Origin of the sequence: Pseudomonas sp. PA-5-4B, from assembly GCF_021606215.1 — a bacterium.
In the GTDB taxonomy this organism is placed as follows: domain Bacteria; phylum Pseudomonadota; class Gammaproteobacteria; order Pseudomonadales; family Pseudomonadaceae; genus Aquipseudomonas; species Aquipseudomonas edaphica.
In genome coordinates this window covers 1-16379 of record NZ_WKDB01000045.1, presented here as the reverse complement: position 1 = coordinate 16379, position 16379 = coordinate 1, and the positions used below count along the sequence as shown (strand labels likewise).

14 protein-coding genes are annotated in these 16379 nt (G+C 62.0%); 6 read left to right on the top strand and 8 right to left on the bottom strand.

Annotated elements, in window-relative coordinates; all coding sequences use genetic code 11:
* The first annotated feature begins 8 nt into the window (after positions 1-8).
* The 6 genes from GIW28_RS20800 (at position 9) to GIW28_RS20775 (ending at position 5028) form a co-directional block, all read left to right on the top strand.
* Positions 9-671 (top strand): amino acid ABC transporter permease, encoded by a 663-nt coding sequence (locus tag GIW28_RS20800; RefSeq protein WP_017135915.1) that lies wholly within the window; start codon positions 9-11, stop codon positions 669-671.
* Positions 668-1450, top strand: coding sequence for an amino acid ABC transporter ATP-binding protein (locus GIW28_RS20795; protein ID WP_017135914.1), 783 nt, complete (start codon positions 668-670; stop codon positions 1448-1450). Before GIW28_RS20800 ends, GIW28_RS20795 begins: the two co-directional genes overlap by 4 nt.
* A 15-nt stretch (positions 1451-1465) precedes the next feature.
* The gene (locus GIW28_RS20790) at positions 1466-1855 is read left to right on the top strand and encodes a RidA family protein (RefSeq protein WP_010210958.1); all 390 of its coding nucleotides are present in this window, start codon (positions 1466-1468) and stop codon (positions 1853-1855) included.
* A gap of 166 nt (positions 1856-2021) precedes the next feature.
* The gene (locus GIW28_RS20785) at positions 2022-2786 is read left to right on the top strand and encodes an IclR family transcriptional regulator (RefSeq protein ID WP_017135913.1); all 765 of its coding nucleotides are present in this window, start codon (positions 2022-2024) and stop codon (positions 2784-2786) included.
* Positions 2787-2795: 9 nt separating this feature from the next.
* Positions 2796-4004, top strand: a complete 1209-nt coding sequence (locus tag GIW28_RS20780; RefSeq protein WP_236447057.1) for an amino acid deaminase — start codon at positions 2796-2798, stop codon at positions 4002-4004.
* Between the two features lie 118 nt (positions 4005-4122).
* Positions 4123-5028 (top strand): sugar kinase, encoded by a 906-nt coding sequence (locus GIW28_RS20775; RefSeq protein WP_236447058.1) that lies wholly within the window; start codon positions 4123-4125, stop codon positions 5026-5028.
* Positions 5029-5148: 120 nt separating this feature from the next.
* Here GIW28_RS20775 and GIW28_RS20770 read toward each other — a convergent pair whose 3' ends face one another.
* From GIW28_RS20770 to GIW28_RS20735, 8 genes are all read right to left on the bottom strand, one after another.
* Positions 5149-5424 (bottom strand): peptidylprolyl isomerase, encoded by a 276-nt coding sequence (locus GIW28_RS20770; protein WP_010564624.1) that lies wholly within the window; start codon positions 5422-5424, stop codon positions 5149-5151.
* A 43-nt stretch (positions 5425-5467) separates the two neighbouring features.
* Complete coding sequence (locus GIW28_RS20765; RefSeq protein WP_236447059.1) at positions 5468-8005, bottom strand: PAS domain-containing hybrid sensor histidine kinase/response regulator; 2538 nt, start codon at positions 8003-8005, stop codon at positions 5468-5470.
* Between the two features lie 137 nt (positions 8006-8142).
* Complete coding sequence (locus GIW28_RS20760; protein WP_236447060.1) at positions 8143-10101, bottom strand: acetoacetate--CoA ligase; 1959 nt, start codon at positions 10099-10101, stop codon at positions 8143-8145.
* Between the two features lie 161 nt (positions 10102-10262).
* Positions 10263-11036: a 3-hydroxybutyrate dehydrogenase gene (gene hbdH / locus GIW28_RS20755; protein ID WP_099549137.1), complete on the bottom strand. Its 774-nt coding sequence runs from the start codon at positions 11034-11036 to the stop codon at positions 10263-10265.
* Between the two features lie 7 nt (positions 11037-11043).
* Positions 11044-12435 carry a GntP family permease gene (locus tag GIW28_RS20750; protein ID WP_017134627.1) on the bottom strand — a complete coding sequence of 464 codons (1392 nt, stop codon included), beginning with the start codon at positions 12433-12435 and terminating at the stop codon, positions 11044-11046.
* A 289-nt stretch (positions 12436-12724) separates the two neighbouring features.
* Positions 12725-14131 (bottom strand): sigma-54 interaction domain-containing protein, encoded by a 1407-nt coding sequence (locus GIW28_RS20745; RefSeq protein ID WP_176992023.1) that lies wholly within the window; start codon positions 14129-14131, stop codon positions 12725-12727.
* A gap of 101 nt (positions 14132-14232) precedes the next feature.
* Positions 14233-15804 (bottom strand): ABC transporter ATP-binding protein, encoded by a 1572-nt coding sequence (locus GIW28_RS20740; protein ID WP_017136941.1) that lies wholly within the window; start codon positions 15802-15804, stop codon positions 14233-14235.
* A 10-nt stretch (positions 15805-15814) separates the two neighbouring features.
* Positions 15815-16379, bottom strand: a 565-nt coding sequence (locus GIW28_RS20735) for an ABC transporter permease subunit (protein WP_236490408.1), incomplete at its 5' end; no start/stop codon positions are given.

Sequence of the window (16379 nt, the reverse complement as noted above, 5' to 3'; positions counted from 1 at the left end):
GGGTTTGCATGTACGAGTCCCCAAGCTGGCTGCATGAGTTGTGGATCGCCCGGGATACGCTCTGGGCGGGGTTTCAAACCAGTATTTATTGCTCGGTGCTGGCGATTATCTTTGGCACGCTGATCGGTATCTTTGCCGGGTTGATCCTCACCTACGGCAAGTTCTGGATGCGCGCGCCGTTTCGTCTGTACGTCGACCTGGTGCGCGGTACGCCGGTGTTTGTGCTGGTGCTGGCGTGTTTTTACATGCTGCCGGCGCTCGGTTGGCAGATCAGCGCGTTCCAGGCCGGCGCCGTCGGGTTGACGCTGTTTTGCGGCTCCCACGTGGCGGAAATCGTGCGCGGCGCGCTGCAAGCCATTCCCCGTGGGCAATTGGAAGCGGGCAAGGCGATTGGGCTCACGTTCAAACAGTCGCTGACCTACGTGCTGTTGCCCCAGGCGTTGCGCCAGATCCTGCCGACCTGGGTCAATTCCTCCACCGAAATCGTCAAGGCCTCGACCTTGCTCTCGGTGATCGGCGTGGCCGAACTGCTGCTGAGCACCCAGCAAGTCATCGCACGTACCTTCATGACCCTGGAGTTCTACCTGTTCGCCGGGTTTCTGTTCTTTGTCATCAACTACGCCATCGAGTTATTCGGGCGCTACATTGAAAAGCGGGTGGCCTTGCCATGAACCAACCTCAAACCAACCAACCGCTGCTGAACATTCGTGGCCTGCGCAAACAATATGGCCAGGTCGAGGTGCTCAAGGGCGTCGACCTGTCCATGCAGCGCGGCAACGTGGTGACGTTGATCGGCTCCAGCGGCTCGGGCAAGACCACTTTGCTGCGTTGCGTCAACCTGCTCGAAGAGTTCCAGGGCGGGCAGATCAGCCTGGACGGCGAGTCCATCGGCTACAGCGAAATCGCCGGTAAACGCGTGCGTCACCCCGAGCGGGTGATTGCCCAGCACCGTGCGATGACCGGCATGGCCTTCCAGCAATTCAACCTGTTCCCGCATCTGACCGCGTTGCAAAACGTCACCCTTGGCCTGCTCAAGGTCAAGAAGATGGGCAAGGACGAGGCTGTGGCCCTGGCCGAAAAATGGTTGGACCGCGTAGGTCTGCTGGAACGCCGCAACCACTTCCCCGGTCAACTTTCCGGCGGTCAGCAACAGCGCGTGGCGATTGCCCGCGCCATTGCCATGAACCCCAGCCTGATGCTGTTTGATGAAGTCACCTCGGCCCTCGACCCGGAACTGGTGGGCGAAGTGCTCAGTGTGATCAAGGGGTTGGCGGAAGAGGGCATGACCATGTTGCTGGTCACCCACGAAATGCGCTTTGCCTATGAAGTGTCGGACAAGATCGTCTTCATGAACCAGGGCCGCATTGAAGAGCAGGGGGCGCCGAAAGACATCTTCGAACGCCCGCAATCGCCGCGCCTGGCGGAATTTTTGAAGAACATTCGTTTTTAATCAGGAGCAATTTTTATGAGCATTACTCGTTACGGTGCCGGTAGCACTGCCGGCGGCGGCCAGCCGCGTCCTTTTGCCCGCGCTGTGGAAGCCGACGGCTGGCTCTACGTGTCGGGCCAGGTGCCGGCGGTAGACGGTGAAATCATCACCGGCGGCATCATCGAGCAAACCCGCCAGACCATGCGCAACGTGGTGGCGATTCTGGAAGAGGCCGGTTACGAACTCAAAGACGTGGTGCGCGTCGGCGTATGGCTGGAAGACCCACGGGACTTCTGGAGCTTCAACAAAGTGTTCGGCGAATACTTCACCCCGGAACACGCCCCGGCACGCGCCTGTGTGCAGGCCAACATGATGGTGGACTGCAAGGTCGAGATCGATTGCGTGGCCTACAAGAAAAAAGGCTAAATGCCCCTCTCTTGAGATCACTGAAATCCAATGTGGGAGCTGGCTTGCCTGCGATGACGGCGTGTCAGGCAGCCCTGGGTAACTGAACCACCGCCATCGCGGGCAAGCCCGCTCCCACAGGGTATCACTGTGCAGCATTACCACTATGACCGGATCGACGACTGCCATGACCGAAGACACCATCAAGCGCCGCGCCAAAGGACTGGACCGTGCATTCGATATCCTCGATTTTCTCAAGGAGATCGGCCAGCCCCTGCGCCCGAATGATATTGCCAGCGGCATCGGCAGCCCCAAATCCACCGTCTATGAACTGGTCGCGTCGTTGCTGGAGCGGCGCATTCTGGAAACGGTGGGCAAGGACGGTCACGTCTACCTCGGCCGCCAGCTGTACTTTCTCGGCCAGGCGCACCTGCGCCATTTCGACCTGACCCGCGAGGCCGACCACGCCTTGCAGGAGATCGTCAGCCAGACCCATGAAACCGCGCAGATGTGCCTGCTTAACGGGCGCAAATACACGGTGGCGCTGATGCGCGAAGGCGAGCGGCATTTTCGTATCTCCTCGGACATCGGCGAAAACGCGCCAATCCCCTGGACCGCTTCCGGGCGCTTGTTGCTGGGGCACTTGAGCGACCAGCAGATCATCGACCTGATCGACTACGACGACTTTATCCTGCCGGACGGCCAGCGCCTGCCGCTGGAAACCTTCCTGGCGCAAATCCGTCAAGCCACCCTCGATGGGTTTTTCTCCTTCGACAGCGTGGCCGACACCTTCACCCATTGCTTTGCCGCCCCGGTGCGGGACGCGCAGGGCATCAGCATCGCGACCTTGTGCATCGTTGCACCGCGCGCCGATGCGACCAAAAACTACAACGACTATCGCCGGGTGTTGATCGACAGCGCCAATAACCTGGCCCGGCGTATCAACGAATAGGAGTACTTCATGTCTGCCCTCAATGCCGTTGAAAAAGGCGCCGCTGCCATTGGCGCCCATCTGGTCCGTGACGTCAGCCTGCCGGCCCTGGTGCTGCACCGCGATGCACTGGAACACAACATCCGCTGGATGCAGGCATTTGTCAGCAACAGCGGTGCAGAGCTCGCGCCCCATGGCAAAACCAGCATGATGCCGGCGCTGTTCCAGCGTCAGATCGAGGCGGGCGCCTGGGGCATCACCCTGGCCAACGCCGTGCAGACCCGCGCCGCCTATGCCGGTGGCGTGCGCCGCGTATTGATGGCCAACCAGCTGGTGGGCGCGCCGAACATGGCGCTGATCGCCGACCTGCTGGCGGACCCGCATTTTGACTTTCACTGCATGGTTGATCATCCGGACAACGTCGCTGACCTGGGGCTGTTTTTCGCCGCCCGTGGCCTGCGCCTGAACGTGATGATCGAATACGGTGTGGTCGGTGGCCGTTGCGGGTGCCGCAGCGAGCAGGAAGTGCGCGAGCTGGCCAAGGCAATCAAGGCCCAACCGGCCCTGGCCCTGACGGGTATTGAAGGCTACGAAGGTGTGATCCACGGCGAACACGCCGTCAGCGGCATCCGTGACTTCGCCGCCAGCCTGGTGCGCCTGGCCGTGGACCTGCAAAATAATGGCTCGTTCGACTTGCCCAAGCCGATCATCACCGCCTCGGGGTCGGCCTGGTACGACCTGATCGCCGAGTCGTTCGAAGCGCAAAACGCCGCCGGGCGCTTGCTCAGCGTGTTGCGCCCCGGCAGCTATGTGGCCCACGACCATGGCATCTACAAAGAAGCGCAGTGCTGCGTGCTTGATCGTCGCGGCGACCTCAACGAAGGCCTGCGCCCGGCCCTGGAAGTCTGGGCACACGTGCAATCGATGCCCGAGCCTGGCTTTGCGGTGGTTGCCCTGGGCAAGCGCGACGTGGCCTACGACGCCGGTTTGCCGGTGCCGCTCAAGCGCTACAAGGCCGGGATTGTGCCGGCTGAAGGCGATGATGTAACCGCGTGCAAAGTCACGGCGGTGATGGACCAGCATGCGTTCATGACGGTGGCACCGGGGGTTGAGTTGCGTATCGGCGACATCATCTCCTTTGGCACTTCGCACCCGTGCCTGACCTTTGACAAGTGGCAGGTGGGTTGCCTGGTGGATGAGCAGTTGCAGGTCATTGAATCCTTGCAGACCTGCTTCTAGATCGCGTCGTGGCTATCGCAGGCAAGCCAGCTCCCACATTTGAAGTTGAAATGTATTCCAGCTGTGGGAGCTGGCTTGCCTGCGATGAGGCCCTCCAGCACACCGAGAGACCCAAGGCATGAACACAAACCCGCGCATCGCCCTGATCGGCGAATGCATGATCGAACTGCAACACCGCGCCGATGGCAGCCTGCAACAGAGCTTCGGCGGCGACACCCTGAACGCGGCGGTGTACCTGCGCCGCGAGTTGGGTGCCGTTGGCACGGTCGACTACGTGACCGCCCTGGGCGATGACAGTTTCAGCGATGCCATGTGCCAGCAATGGACCGCCGAAGGCCTTGGCCTGGGCATGGTCCAGCGCCTGCCCGGGCGTCTACCGGGGTTGTACTGCATCCAGACCGACGCCAATGGTGAACGCAAATTCCTCTACTGGCGCAACGAAGCCGCTGTGCGCGACTGCTTTACCACGCCGGCAGCCGAGCCGATCCTGGCTGCGTTGCCGGACTACGACGTGGTGTATTTCAGTGGCATCACCCTGGCGGTATTGGGCGAAGTCGGGCGTGAGCGCTTGCTGCAAACCCTGATCGAAACGCGCCGGCGCGGTGGCAAGGTGGTGTTCGACAACAACTATCGCCCGCGCCTGTGGGCGAGTGTCGACGCGGCGCGCGCGGCGTATCACCAGGTGTTGGCCGAGGTGGATATCGCCCTGCTGACCGAGGATGACGAGCGCGCGTTGTTTGGTTATGCCAACAGCGAGCAGGTGTTCGCGGCGTACCCGGCGATTGCAGAAGTGGTGCTCAAGCGTGGCGCGGATGCGTGCTTGATCCGTTGTGATGGCGAGCGCTTTGCAGTGCCGGCGCTGAAGGTCGAGAAGGTGGTGGATACGACGGCGGCGGGGGACTCGTTCAGTGCGGCGTATTTGGCCAGTCGGCTCAAGGGCGGCTCGCCTGAACAGGCGGCGTTGGCCGGGCATCGGTTGGCGAGTAGGGTGATTCAGGTGCCCGGGGCTTTGATTGCGCGGTGAATGGCCGCCTGCGGCGGTTCGCAGGCAAGCCAGCTCCCACATTTGACTGAATTTTTCCAGTTGAAATGCGCTCAAGTGTGGGAGCTGGCTTGCCTGCGATAGCGGTCCTGAGCCAACCCCTCAGTCGCGGTAAAACACCTGCACCAGGTGGTAACCAAACTTGCTCTTGATCGGCCCGTGCACCACTTTCACCGGCTTCTTGAAGATCACCGCATCAATAACCCCCACCATCTGCCCAGGCCGCACTTCACCCAAATCACCGCCGCGCTTGCCGGAGGGGCAAGTGGAGTACTTTTTGGCCAGCACATCAAACGCTTCGCCCTTGGCAATGCGCTGCTTGAGCTGTTCGGCTTCTTCGCTGGTTTTCACCAGAATATGACGGGCTTGGGCTTTCATAAGGTTCTACCAGGTGTGCGACGGCGCGCGATTATGCCTGAACTCATTCGTCGACGTTGATCATGCTGCGGATTTTAGTCGCCAGCAGATCAATGGAAAACGGCTTGGCCACCATGTCCATGCCGTCCTCCAGGAAGCCCTGGCGCTCGGCGGCTTGTTCAGCGTAACCGGTCATGAATAATACGCGCAGGCCAGGCCGGTGCTGACGGGCGATTTCGGCCAGTTGCCTGCCGTTCATGCCCGGCAGGCCGACATCGGTGACCAGCAGGTCCACGCGCAGGTCCGATTCCAGCAGCGGCAGCGCGGTGCGCGCATCTGCCGCCTGGTGAGCGGTGTAGCCCAGCTCGGCGAGCACATTGACCACCAGCATGCGCACCGCCGGGTCATCCTCGACCACCACCACCGCTTCACCGGCGAGTGCCAGCGGCGCTTCGCCCAAATGCGGCGGCAGGTTGCTTTCCAGCGCGGTGCCGTGCAACCGCGGCAGGTACAGGCGCACGCAGGTGCCCTGGCCGGGTTCGCTTTGGATGGTCACATGGCCGCCGGATTGCTGGGCAAAGCCGTAGATCATCGACAACCCCAGGCCGGTGCCCTGGCCGATGGGCTTGGTGGTGAAGAACGGGTCGAAGGCCTTGGCGAGAATCTTCGGCGCCATGCCGGTGCCGTTGTCGCAGACGCCGAGCATCACGTAGTCGCCGGCCTTGACCGGCTCCAGCGTGGTGATGTCGGTGCCGTCCAGGTAACTGTTGGCAGTTTCGATGCGCAATTCGCCGCCGTCGGGCATCGCGTCGCGAGCATTGATCACCAGGTTGAGTAAGGCGTTTTCCAGCTGGCTGGCATCGGTGTTGACCGGCCAGATATCTTTGCCCAATTGCACCTTGAGCGTGATATGCGCGCCTTTGGTGCGACGGAACAAATCTTCCAGGGACGCCACCAGCTCGTTCGGGTCCAGTGGCCGGCGGTCCAGCGACTGCCTGCGGGAGAAGGCCAGCAGCCGGTGGGTGAGGGCGGCCGCGCGATGGGCGGACGACACGGCCGCATCGGTAAAACGGCCGATTTCGTCGCTGCGCCCGGCGGCGATATAGCGCTGCATCAAGTCCAGGCTGCCGATAATGCCGGTGAGCATATTGTTGAAGTCATGGGCGATACCGCCGGTGAGCTGGCCGACCGCTTCCATTTTTTGTGCATGGCGCAGTGCGTCTTCGGCGCGCTCACGCTCGAACATCTCGTTTTGCAGGCGCTGGTTGGCCTCGGCCAATGCCTGGGTGCGCTGGGCCACGCGTTCTTCAAGGTTTTCGTTGAGGTGGCGCAGGGCTTCTTCGGTGAGTTTGCGTTCGGTCTCATCGATCACAAAAATGTAGAAACCATTCACCGAGCCGTCATTGCTGAAGCGCGGCAAGTACTTCATCAGCGCATGGCGCGGCCGGCCGTCGCGGTGCGGGGTGATGGTCATGAAGCTGCAGGCCTTGCCGCGCAACGCGGCGTCGATCTTGTCCGCGCGCCCGGCATACACCTCGTCGCCGAGTACTTCGCGGATGCTTTTGCCGTACAGCTCCTGGGGCGTCATGCCGTACCAATCGAGGTAGGCGCTATTGTTGAGGCGAAAGCGCTGCTCGTGGTCGACATAACCGATCAGCACCGGCATGGCGTTGATGATCAGTTGCAGCTCGGTCTGGCTTTGACGCAGCGCCTGTTCGGTCTGCTTGCGCTCGGTCAGGTCCAGCGCGGCCCCCAGGAAACGCGCCGGGCGGCCTTGGTGGTCCTTGTAGCAGCGGCCGCGGGCAAACACCCAGCGCACCTGGCCATCGGCCTGCAGCAGGCGGTATTCCTCGGCGTATTCGGTGCCGAAGGTGATGCAATGCTTGATGCTGCGCGCGACCATGCCGCGGTCTTCGGGGTGAACGCCGTGCAGGTAGTCGCTGATGGGGAGCAGGCCGGCGTCTTGCGGGTCGACACCGTGCAAGTGGGCAAAGTGGGCGTCGGCGATAAAGCGGTCTTCGCCGATATCCCAGTCCCAGGTGCCCACCGCATCGGTTGCCGCCAGTGCCAGTTGCAGACGTTGTTCGCTGTTGTGCTGGGCCTTGAGGCTGTCCTCGGAGCGCTGTTGCAGTTCGAGGGTTTTGCTGCGCCGCTCATTGGTCTCGATGGCAGTGACCAAGATCCCGGCCACGCTGCCGCCTTCGTCGCGCACCGGGCTGTAGGTGAGGTCGAGCCAGATTTCGGTGTCGCGGTTATTGCGTTGCAGCACAAAGCGCTGTTCGCTGAAGGTGCGCACCTGGCCGCCGAGCACCGCGTCGTAGATCGGCGCAGTAAAACTCTCAAGCTCCGGCCAGGTGTCATGGGCCGGTTGGCCCAGCGCCTCGGGATGCTTGTTGCCCGCGAGCACGGCGAAGCTGTCGTTATAGAGCTGGGTGAGCTGGCTGCCCCACAACAGCAGCATCGGCATCGGTGAATGGACGACGATATCGACGGCTGTGCGCAGGCTTTGTGGCCAGTCATCGGCCTCACCGAGCGGGCTTTGCGCCCAGTTCAGCCGCGCAATCAATGCGGCGGCTTCGCTACCGGTGGATGTTCCATTCATGAAAAAGCCCTGCACCTGACACTTTGAAATACGACAACAGCCGATTATCCCGCGAGACGGGAACGGCTGACTACCCCTCGAAAAATAGCATGCATTGAGGGGTTGTCTTCAAATCAGTGCGTCAGAGCTGAAACCTTTCATCCGTCCGCCAGCTCAGGGCGGTTGCGAAACTGTTCCAGCGCCTGCGGGTTTGCCAGGGCATCGGTGTTTTTGACCGGCTCGCCATGCACCACATTACGCACCGCCAGTTCGACGATTTTGCCGCTGATGGTGCGCGGTATGTCGCCGACGGCGAGGATCTTCGCCGGGACATGGCGCGGCGTGGTGTTGGCGCGGATCACCTGACGAATCTGCTGCTCCAGCGCGTCATCCAGCGTGACGCCTTCGTTGAGCCGCACAAACAACACCACCCGCACATCGTCCTGCCAGCGTTGGCCGATGGCCAGGCTTTCCAGGACCTGCGGGACTTTTTCCACCTGGCGATAAATTTCTGCGGTGCCGATGCGCACACCGCCGGGGTTGAGCACCGCGTCGGAGCGCCCATGAATCAGCAGGCTGCCATTGGGGCGCTGCTCGGCGTAGTCGCCCTGGGCCCACACGCCGGGGAACTGGCTGAAATACGAAGCCCGCAGTTTTTTCTGGTCGGGGTCATTCCACAGGCCAATCGGCATGGCCGGAAAGTGCCGGGTACACACCAGCTCGCCTTTTTCCCCGACCAGCGGCTGGCCCTGGTCGTCCCACACTTCGATGGCCATGGCCAGGCTCTTGCACTGCATTTCGCCGCGCCGCACCGGCAGCACCGGGTTGCCGATCACAAAGCAGGAGACGATATCGGTGCCGCCCGACATTGACGACAGGCACAACTCGGCCTTTATCTCGCGGTACACATAGTCGTAACTCTGCGGCGACAGCGGCGAGCCGGTCGAGATCAGGCCTTTGAGGCTGCCTAAGTCGTGGCTCAGACGCGGTTGCAGGCCGGCCTTTTCCAGGGTGGCGAGAAACTTGGGGCTGGTACCGAATACGCTGATTTTTTCCGCGTCGATCAGGTCGATCAGCCGCTCGGGGCCGGGGTGAAACGGCGAGCCGTCATACAGCACCGCCGTGGCACCCAGGGCCAGCACTGACACCAGCCAGTTCCACATCATCCAGCCGCAGGTGGTGTAGTAGAACAGGCAGTCTTCGCGCGACAGGTCGGCGTGCAGTCCGTGTTCCTTTAGATGGGTGAGCAGCACGCCGCCGGTGCCGTGGATGATGCACTTGGGTACGCCCGTGGTGCCGCTGGAGTACAGGATATACAGCGGATGATCGAACGGCACCGGGACAAATTCAGGCTCGCCGCCGGGTTGGTAGAAGTCGTTCCACAGTACAACCCTGGCGTGGGTGCGGTAGTCCTCGCTGCGCGCCTGGGGCCGGGCATACGGCACGATGATCAACTGTTCCAGGGACGGCAGGCGTTCGAGGATTTCATTGAGTTTGGCGCTTTGGTCGATGTTTTTGCCGGCGTAGCGGTAGCCCGCGCAGGTGATCAACACTTTGGGTTCTATCTGGCCGAAACGGTCGATCACGCCTTGGGTGCCGAAGTCCGGCGAGGAGCACGACCAGATCGCGCCCAGGCTGGTGGTGGCAAGCATGCCGACCAGGGTTTGCCAGGTGTTGGGCATGCACGCAGCCACGCGGTCGCCCTGGGTCACACCGGCCGCCCGCAAGCTGCGCTGCAAGCCTGCGACATGCTCGGCCAGTTCGGCATAGGTCAGTTGTTCGCGCTGGCCCTCTTCGCTGACCGCCACCACCGCCGGGTGAGCATCCCGACGGCGCAGCAGGTGTTCGGCAAAGTTCAGGGTCGCGCCGGGGAACCACTCGGCGCTGGGCATTGCCGCGCCTTCGATCAGTGTGGTGCTGGGCGGGCTGCGAAAGTGTACGTCGAAAAAGGACACGATCGCCTGCCAGAAGGCTGGGCGCTGGTCGATGCTCCACTGGTGCAGGGCTGGGTAGTCGCGCAGCTGCACGCCGTAGCGTTGGTTGATGAAGCGCCGGAACTGCTCCATTCGCGTGTTGGCGATGCGTTCGGGGGAGGGTTGCCAGAGGATCTCGGACATTTGCGCAATCTCTTGTTTTTGTACAAAACCTCCAGCCAACACAGGTCGAAACTGTGGGAGCTGGCTTGCCTGCGATAGCGGTGGGTCAGTTAGCTCATTGGTTACTGACCCACCGCTATCGCAGGCAAGCCAGCTCCCACATGTGATCTTCAGTGCCTGATTTACTGGGCCAGCCAGCCGCCATCGATATTCCACGCGGCGCCGCGCACTTGGGCGCCAGCTTCACTGCACAGGAACAACACCAACTCACCCAGCTGTGGCGGCGTCACAAACTCCAGCGATGGCTGTTTCTCGGCCAGCAAATCATGCTGCGCCTGCTGCGGATCAACGCCCTTGGCCGCGCGATCATCAATCTGCTTCTGCACCAGCGGGGTCAACACCCAGCCTGGGCAGATGGCATTGCAGGTGACGTTACCGGTGGCGGTCTCCAGGCCCACCACCTTGGTCAATCCGATGACGCCGTGTTTGGCCGCCACATAGGCCGCCTTGCCCACCGAACCGACCAAACCATGCACCGAGGCGATATTGACGATGCGCCCCCAGCCCTTGGCCTTCATGCCCGGTAAACTCAAGCGCGTGCTGTGGAACACCGACGACAGGTTGATCGCGATGATCGAATCCCAGCGTTCCACCGGGAAGTCTTCCACGGCCGCCACGTGCTGAATACCGGCGTTGTTGACCAGAATGTCGACGCCGCCGAACTCGCGCTCGGCGTAGGCAAACATGTCGGCAATTTGCGCCGGGTCGCTGACGTCCGCCGGGTGATGCCCGACCTTGCCGCCGAACGCCTGCACCTGGGCGACCGCCGCACTGGCGTCGCCGAAGCCGTTGAGGATCAGGTCGGCGCCGGCCTTGGCCAGGCTCAGTGCGATGCCCAAGCCGATGCCGCTGGTAGAGCCGGTAACCAGGGCGGTCTTGCCATTCAAAGTCGTCATGAAAACCTCACACAATGCCAGTGGCGTAGAAAGTACCGATCACCACGAACACCGCGAGGGTCTTGATGATCGTGATGCCGAAGATGTCCTTGTAGGCTTCGCGGTGGGTCAACCCGGTGACCGCCAGCAGCGTGATCACCGCGCCGTTATGGGGCAGGGTGTCCATGCCGCCACTGGCCATGGCCGCAACCCGGTGCAGCACTTCAAGGGGGATATTGGCCGCATGGGCCGCCGAAATAAAGCTCTCGGACATGGCCGCCAAGGCGATGCTCATGCCGCCGGAGGCAGAGCCGGTGATACCGGCCAGCAGGGTCACGGTAATCGCTTCGTTGACCAGCGGGTTGGGGATGCCCTTGAGCCAGTCCGCCAGCACCAGAAAGCCCGGCAGCGAGGCGATCACCGCGCCAAAGCCGTATTCCGAGGCGGTGTTCATGGCCGCCAGCAGCGCGCCGCTGACCGCGCTTTTACTGCCTTCGGCGAGCTTGCTTTTGATCGCCGACCAGCCGAACACCAGCACCATGACGATGCCCACCAGCAACGCCGCCTGCACTGCCCAAATCGCCGTGAGCTTGGCGATTTCGGTGGTCACCGGCGCGCTCATGCCCGGCAGGCTGAGGCTGTGGGTCTTGCCGTACCACTGCGGGATCCAGTGGGTGAACAGCAGGTTCATCACGCCCACCAGAATCAGCGGCGACAGCGCGACCCACGGGTTGGGCAGCGCCAGGTTGTCGGCGGTTTCCGGTTCGTTGCGCAGCTCGGTGCCATAACCTTCACCGGCGCGTTGTGCCTTGTTGCGCTGGCGCGCCAGGTAGAGCATGCCGGTGCAGAACACGAAGACCGTGCCGATCAAACCCAGCCACGGCGCTGCCCAGGCGGTGGTGTTGAAAAAGGTGCTGGGGATGATGTTCTGGATCTGCGGCGTGCCGGGCAGGGCGTCCATGGTGAACGAAAACGCACCGAGGGCGATGGTCGCCGGGATCAGGCGCTTGGGAATGTTGCTTTGGCGGAACATCTCCGCCGCAAACGGGTACACCGCAAACACCACCACAAACAGCGACACGCCGCCGTAGGTGAGCAGGGCGCAGACCAGCACAATCACCAGCATCGCCTGGCGCGTGCCAAGCAAGCGGATGGCGGCGGCCACAATCGAGCGCGAAAAGCCCGACAGCTCAATCAGCTTGCCGAACACCGCGCCGAGCAGGAACACCGGGAAATACAGTTTGATGAAGCCGACCATTTTCTCCATGAACACCCCGGTAAACGCGGGGGCGACGGCGGACGGGTCGGTGAGCAGCACGGCGCCGAGGGCGGCGATGGGGGCAAACAGGATCACGCTGTAGCCACGGTAGGCAGCCAGCATCAGCAGCGCGAGGGCTGCCAGGGCAATGATCACACTCATGGTGTGTCTCCAGATCGAATTGTTATTTTTGTGGGGATGGTGCGTTGGAGAGGGGCTATAGCGAGATGTGTGCCAATTGACTAAGTTGTTGAAATATATAGATATTATTATTTTGTGCGGGTGCAATTCTTGAGATTGTCTCTTTTTTGAGACTGACAAGGATCAAAAGTGGGGGCTGGCTTGCCTGCGATAGCGGTGGTTCAGTTCAATAGGTATTGACTGATGGGCCGCTATCGCAGGCAAGCCAGCTCCCCCGGTGGACTGTCTTTGTTTTTGGAATTGTGTCTATTTATTGAGACTCGCTCATGTCCAATGCCACCATTTTTTTGTACAGGGTCGATCTACCCAGCCCCAACCGCTTGGCGGCTTCCACCACATTGCCTTCACAGGCCTTGAGTGCCGCCGCAATCACCTCCCGATCAAAGCGCTCCCGCGCCGCCGCAAATGTCTCGCCCTCGACCGTCTCCACCCGCCCACGGGCCACCGGGCTGAACGTGCCGATCGCCGCGCGAATCTCTTCGGCATCCAGCACCAGGTCATCACTCAACAACGCCGCGCGTTCCAGTACGTTGCGCAGTTCACGGATATTCCCCGGCCACGCGTGCTGCGCCAGCAACGCCAAGGCTTCGCGGTCAAGCTCATGCTGGCTGCGCAACTCTTCAAGAATCGCCTCGCTCAACGCCGGAATATCTTCCAGGCGCTCACGCAACGGCGGCACCTGGATCGGCAGCACGTTCAGGCGGTAATACAAGTCCGCCCGGAATTCGCCGCGCTTGATCGCCGCTTCCAGGTCCATGGACGTGGCGGCAATCACCCGCACATCGCTGTGCACCATTTCGTTGGAGCCCACCGGCTCGTATTCCTTTTCCTGCAACACCCGCAGCAGTTTGCTTTGCAGCGGCAGTGGCATGTCGCCGATTTCATCGAGGAACAGCGTGCCGCCCTGGGCGATTTGCAACTTGCCGGGGCGGCCCTTGCGGTCGGCGCCGGTGAAGGCGCCCGGTGCGGTGCCGAAGAACTCGGCTTCGAGCAGGTCGCCGGGAATGGCCGCGCTGTTGATGCTGACAAATGCTTTATGGGCGCGCGTTGATGCGCCGTGGATGGCCTGGGCCAGCAACTCTTTACCGGTGCCGGTTTCGCCCAGCAGCAACACGGGCGACTCCGCACTCGCACTGCGTCGTGCCCGGCGTTTGACTTCCAGGCTGGCGGCGCTGGTGCCAATAAAATGCGCGAAGTTGTATTTGCTCTGGCGCGAGCGCAGCAGCGAACGGGTGGAGGCCAGCTCCTGCTGCATGCTCAGGTAGCGCTCGATCAGCGGCGACAAGTTGCGCAGCTCATCGAACAGCGCAAATCCAATCGCGCCGATCACCACGCCTGCGTCATCGTGGATCGGCAGGCGCATCACCACCAGCGGGCCTTTGGGCGTGTCCTGGATATCCAGCAGAATCGGCTGGTCGTTGCGCACCACCTGGCGTAACAGGCTATTGGAAATCACCTGCTCGCACGGCTGGCCGATGGCTTCATCGGCGCTTTTAAGACCAAAACGTTTGGCGTAGCGCTCGTTCATCCACACGATATTCGCGTCGCGATCGACAATCACCGTGCCTTCGCTGGACTGCTCGATGATCTCGAACAGCGACTGGATGGCCAGGCCGCGAACCTGCTGGTAGTCCTTGAGGCTGTCGCTGATGTTCATGCTCACACTGCCAACGCAAAATATGATTGGAATACGGTCCTGTGGGAGCTGGCTTGCCTGCGATGGCGTCCTCAAGATCGCCATCGCAGGCAAGCCAGCGCCTACAAGGGAATGTGCGCCGCCGCCAGCAGCTCTTTGGTGTAGGGATGTTGCGGCGCGTCGAACACCACATGGCTCGCGCCGCGCTCCACCACCTTGCCGTCCTTGATCACGATCATGTCGTGGGCCATGGCCCGCACCACCGCCAGGTCGTGGCTGATAAACAGATAGGTCAGGCCGTATTTTTCCTGCAGTTCACGCAACAGCGCCACCACTTGTTTCTGCACGGTGCGGTCGAGGGCTGAGGTCGGTTCATCCAGCAGCATCAGCGCAGGCTTGAGCACCAAGGCGCGGGCGATCGCGATGCGTTGACGCTGGCCACCGGAAAACTCATGGGGGTAACGATGACGGCTGGCGGGGTCGAGGCCCACGTCCTTGAGCACCTGGATCACTTGCGCATCGCGGTCGGCCAGGCTGCACGGCGCGTGCACTTCCAGGCCTTCGCTGATGATCTGTTGCACCGACATGCGCGGGCTGAGGCTGCCGAACGGGTCTTGGAACACCACCTGCATCTGCTTGCGCCATGGGCGCATCTGCTGGTTGTTCAGCGGGTCGAGGGCTTCACCCTGAAAACGGATACTGCCGGTGGAATCGAGCAAGCGCAGGATCGCCTGGCCGAGGGTGGATTTGCCCGAGCCGGACTCGCCGACAATCCCCAAGGTTTTGCCGCGCTGCACGCTAAGGCTGATGCCGTCGACTGCGCGTAGCCAGGTTTTGCGCCTGAACAGCCCGCCGCCGAGGGGGAATTGCACGCTCAGGTCGTCGACTTGCAACACCGTCTCACGTTCATCACTGCACAGCGCATCGCCGGACGGCTCGGCATCCAGCAGCAGGCGGCTGTAGGGGTGTTGCGGCGCAGTGAACAGCGTCTCGCAGTCGGCCTGCTCGACAATCTCCCCGGCGCGCATTACACACACACGCTGGGCAATGCTGCGCACCAGGTTGAGGTCATGGCTGATCAGCAGCAGCGACATGCCCAGGCGTTGTTGCAACGACTTGAGCAGCAGCAGGATCTTGCGCTGCACGGTCACGTCCAGCGCGGTGGTGGGTTCGTCGGCAATCAGCAGCTCCGGCTCGCAGGCCAGGGCCATGGCGATCATCACCCGCTGGCGCTGGCCGCCGGAGAGTTGATGCGGGTAAGCCTTGAGGCGCTCCTGGGGTTTCTGGATGCCCACCAGTTCGAGCAGCTCAAGAATGCGTGACTGCGCCGCCTTGCCGCCCAGGCCCTTGTGCAGCAGCAGGGTTTCGCCGATCTGTTTTTCGATGCTGTGCAGCGGGTTGAGCGAGGTCATCGGCTCCTGGAAAATCATCGCAATACGGTTGCCGCGCAGCTTTTGCAACGTGGCCGTCGACGCGCCGATCAGCTCCTGGCCGCGATACTTCACCGAGCCTGTGGTGTGCGTGCCCGCGTCTGGCAGCAATTGCAGAATCGAGTGGGCGGTTACCGACTTGCCCGAACCCGACTCGCCGACCAAGGCCAGGCATTCGCCAGGACGCACGTCCAGGCACAGTTTGCTCACCACGGTCTGGCCGCTGAAGGCGACGCTGAGGTCGCGGATCTCGATCAGGTTCATACGCAATTACTCATGAGCGTGGGTCGAAGGCATCACGTAATGCCTCGCCGATAAAGACCAGCAGCGACAGGATCAGCGCCAAGGTGAAAAATGCCGTCAGGCCCAGCCAGGGCGCTTGCAGGTTTTGCTTGCCCTGAGCAATCAGTTCGCCCAGGGACGCGCTGCCGGCGGGCATGCCGAACCCGAGAAAATCCAGGGCGCTCAAGGTTGAAATTGCCCCGGTCAAGATAAACGGCAGGTAGCTCAAGGTGGCGGTCATGGCGTTGGGCAGGATATGCCGGCGAATGATCTTGCCATCGCCCAGGCCCAGGGCGCGTGCGGCCTTGACGTATTCCAGGTTGCGCCCGCGCAGGAACTCGGCGCGCACCACGTCCACCAGGGCCAGCCAGGAAAACAGCGCCATGATCCCCAACAGCCACCAGAAATTCGGTTCGACAAAGCCGGACAAAATGATCAGCAGGTACAGCACCGGAAGTCCGGACCACACTTCCAGAATGCGCTGACCGAGCAGGTCGACCCAGCCGCCGTAATAGCCCTGCAAGGCGCCGGCGGCGATGCCGATGGCGGCACTGATG

Bases quoted from the DNA above. Each gene is read 5' to 3' on its own strand.
- GIW28_RS20800 (WP_017135915.1), top strand. From the start codon at position 9: ATGTACGAGTCCCCAAGCTGGCTGCATGAGTTGTGGATCGCCCGGGAT.
- GIW28_RS20795 (WP_017135914.1), top strand. From the start codon at position 668: ATGAACCAACCTCAAACCAACCAACCGCTGCTGAACATTCGTGGCCTG.
- GIW28_RS20790 (WP_010210958.1), top strand. From the start codon at position 1,466: ATGAGCATTACTCGTTACGGTGCCGGTAGCACTGCCGGCGGCGGCCAG.
- GIW28_RS20785 (WP_017135913.1), top strand. From the start codon at position 2,022: ATGACCGAAGACACCATCAAGCGCCGCGCCAAAGGACTGGACCGTGCA.
- GIW28_RS20780 (WP_236447057.1), top strand. From the start codon at position 2,796: ATGTCTGCCCTCAATGCCGTTGAAAAAGGCGCCGCTGCCATTGGCGCC.
- GIW28_RS20775 (WP_236447058.1), top strand. From the start codon at position 4,123: ATGAACACAAACCCGCGCATCGCCCTGATCGGCGAATGCATGATCGAA.
- GIW28_RS20770 (WP_010564624.1), bottom strand. From the start codon at position 5,424: ATGAAAGCCCAAGCCCGTCATATTCTGGTGAAAACCAGCGAAGAAGCC.
- GIW28_RS20765 (WP_236447059.1), bottom strand. From the start codon at position 8,005: ATGAATGGAACATCCACCGGTAGCGAAGCCGCCGCATTGATTGCGCGG.
- GIW28_RS20760 (WP_236447060.1), bottom strand. From the start codon at position 10,101: ATGTCCGAGATCCTCTGGCAACCCTCCCCCGAACGCATCGCCAACACG.
- hbdH (WP_099549137.1), bottom strand. From the start codon at position 11,036: ATGACGACTTTGAATGGCAAGACCGCCCTGGTTACCGGCTCTACCAGC.
- GIW28_RS20750 (WP_017134627.1), bottom strand. From the start codon at position 12,435: ATGAGTGTGATCATTGCCCTGGCAGCCCTCGCGCTGCTGATGCTGGCT.
- GIW28_RS20745 (WP_176992023.1), bottom strand. From the start codon at position 14,131: ATGAACATCAGCGACAGCCTCAAGGACTACCAGCAGGTTCGCGGCCTG.
- GIW28_RS20740 (WP_017136941.1), bottom strand. From the start codon at position 15,804: ATGAACCTGATCGAGATCCGCGACCTCAGCGTCGCCTTCAGCGGCCAG.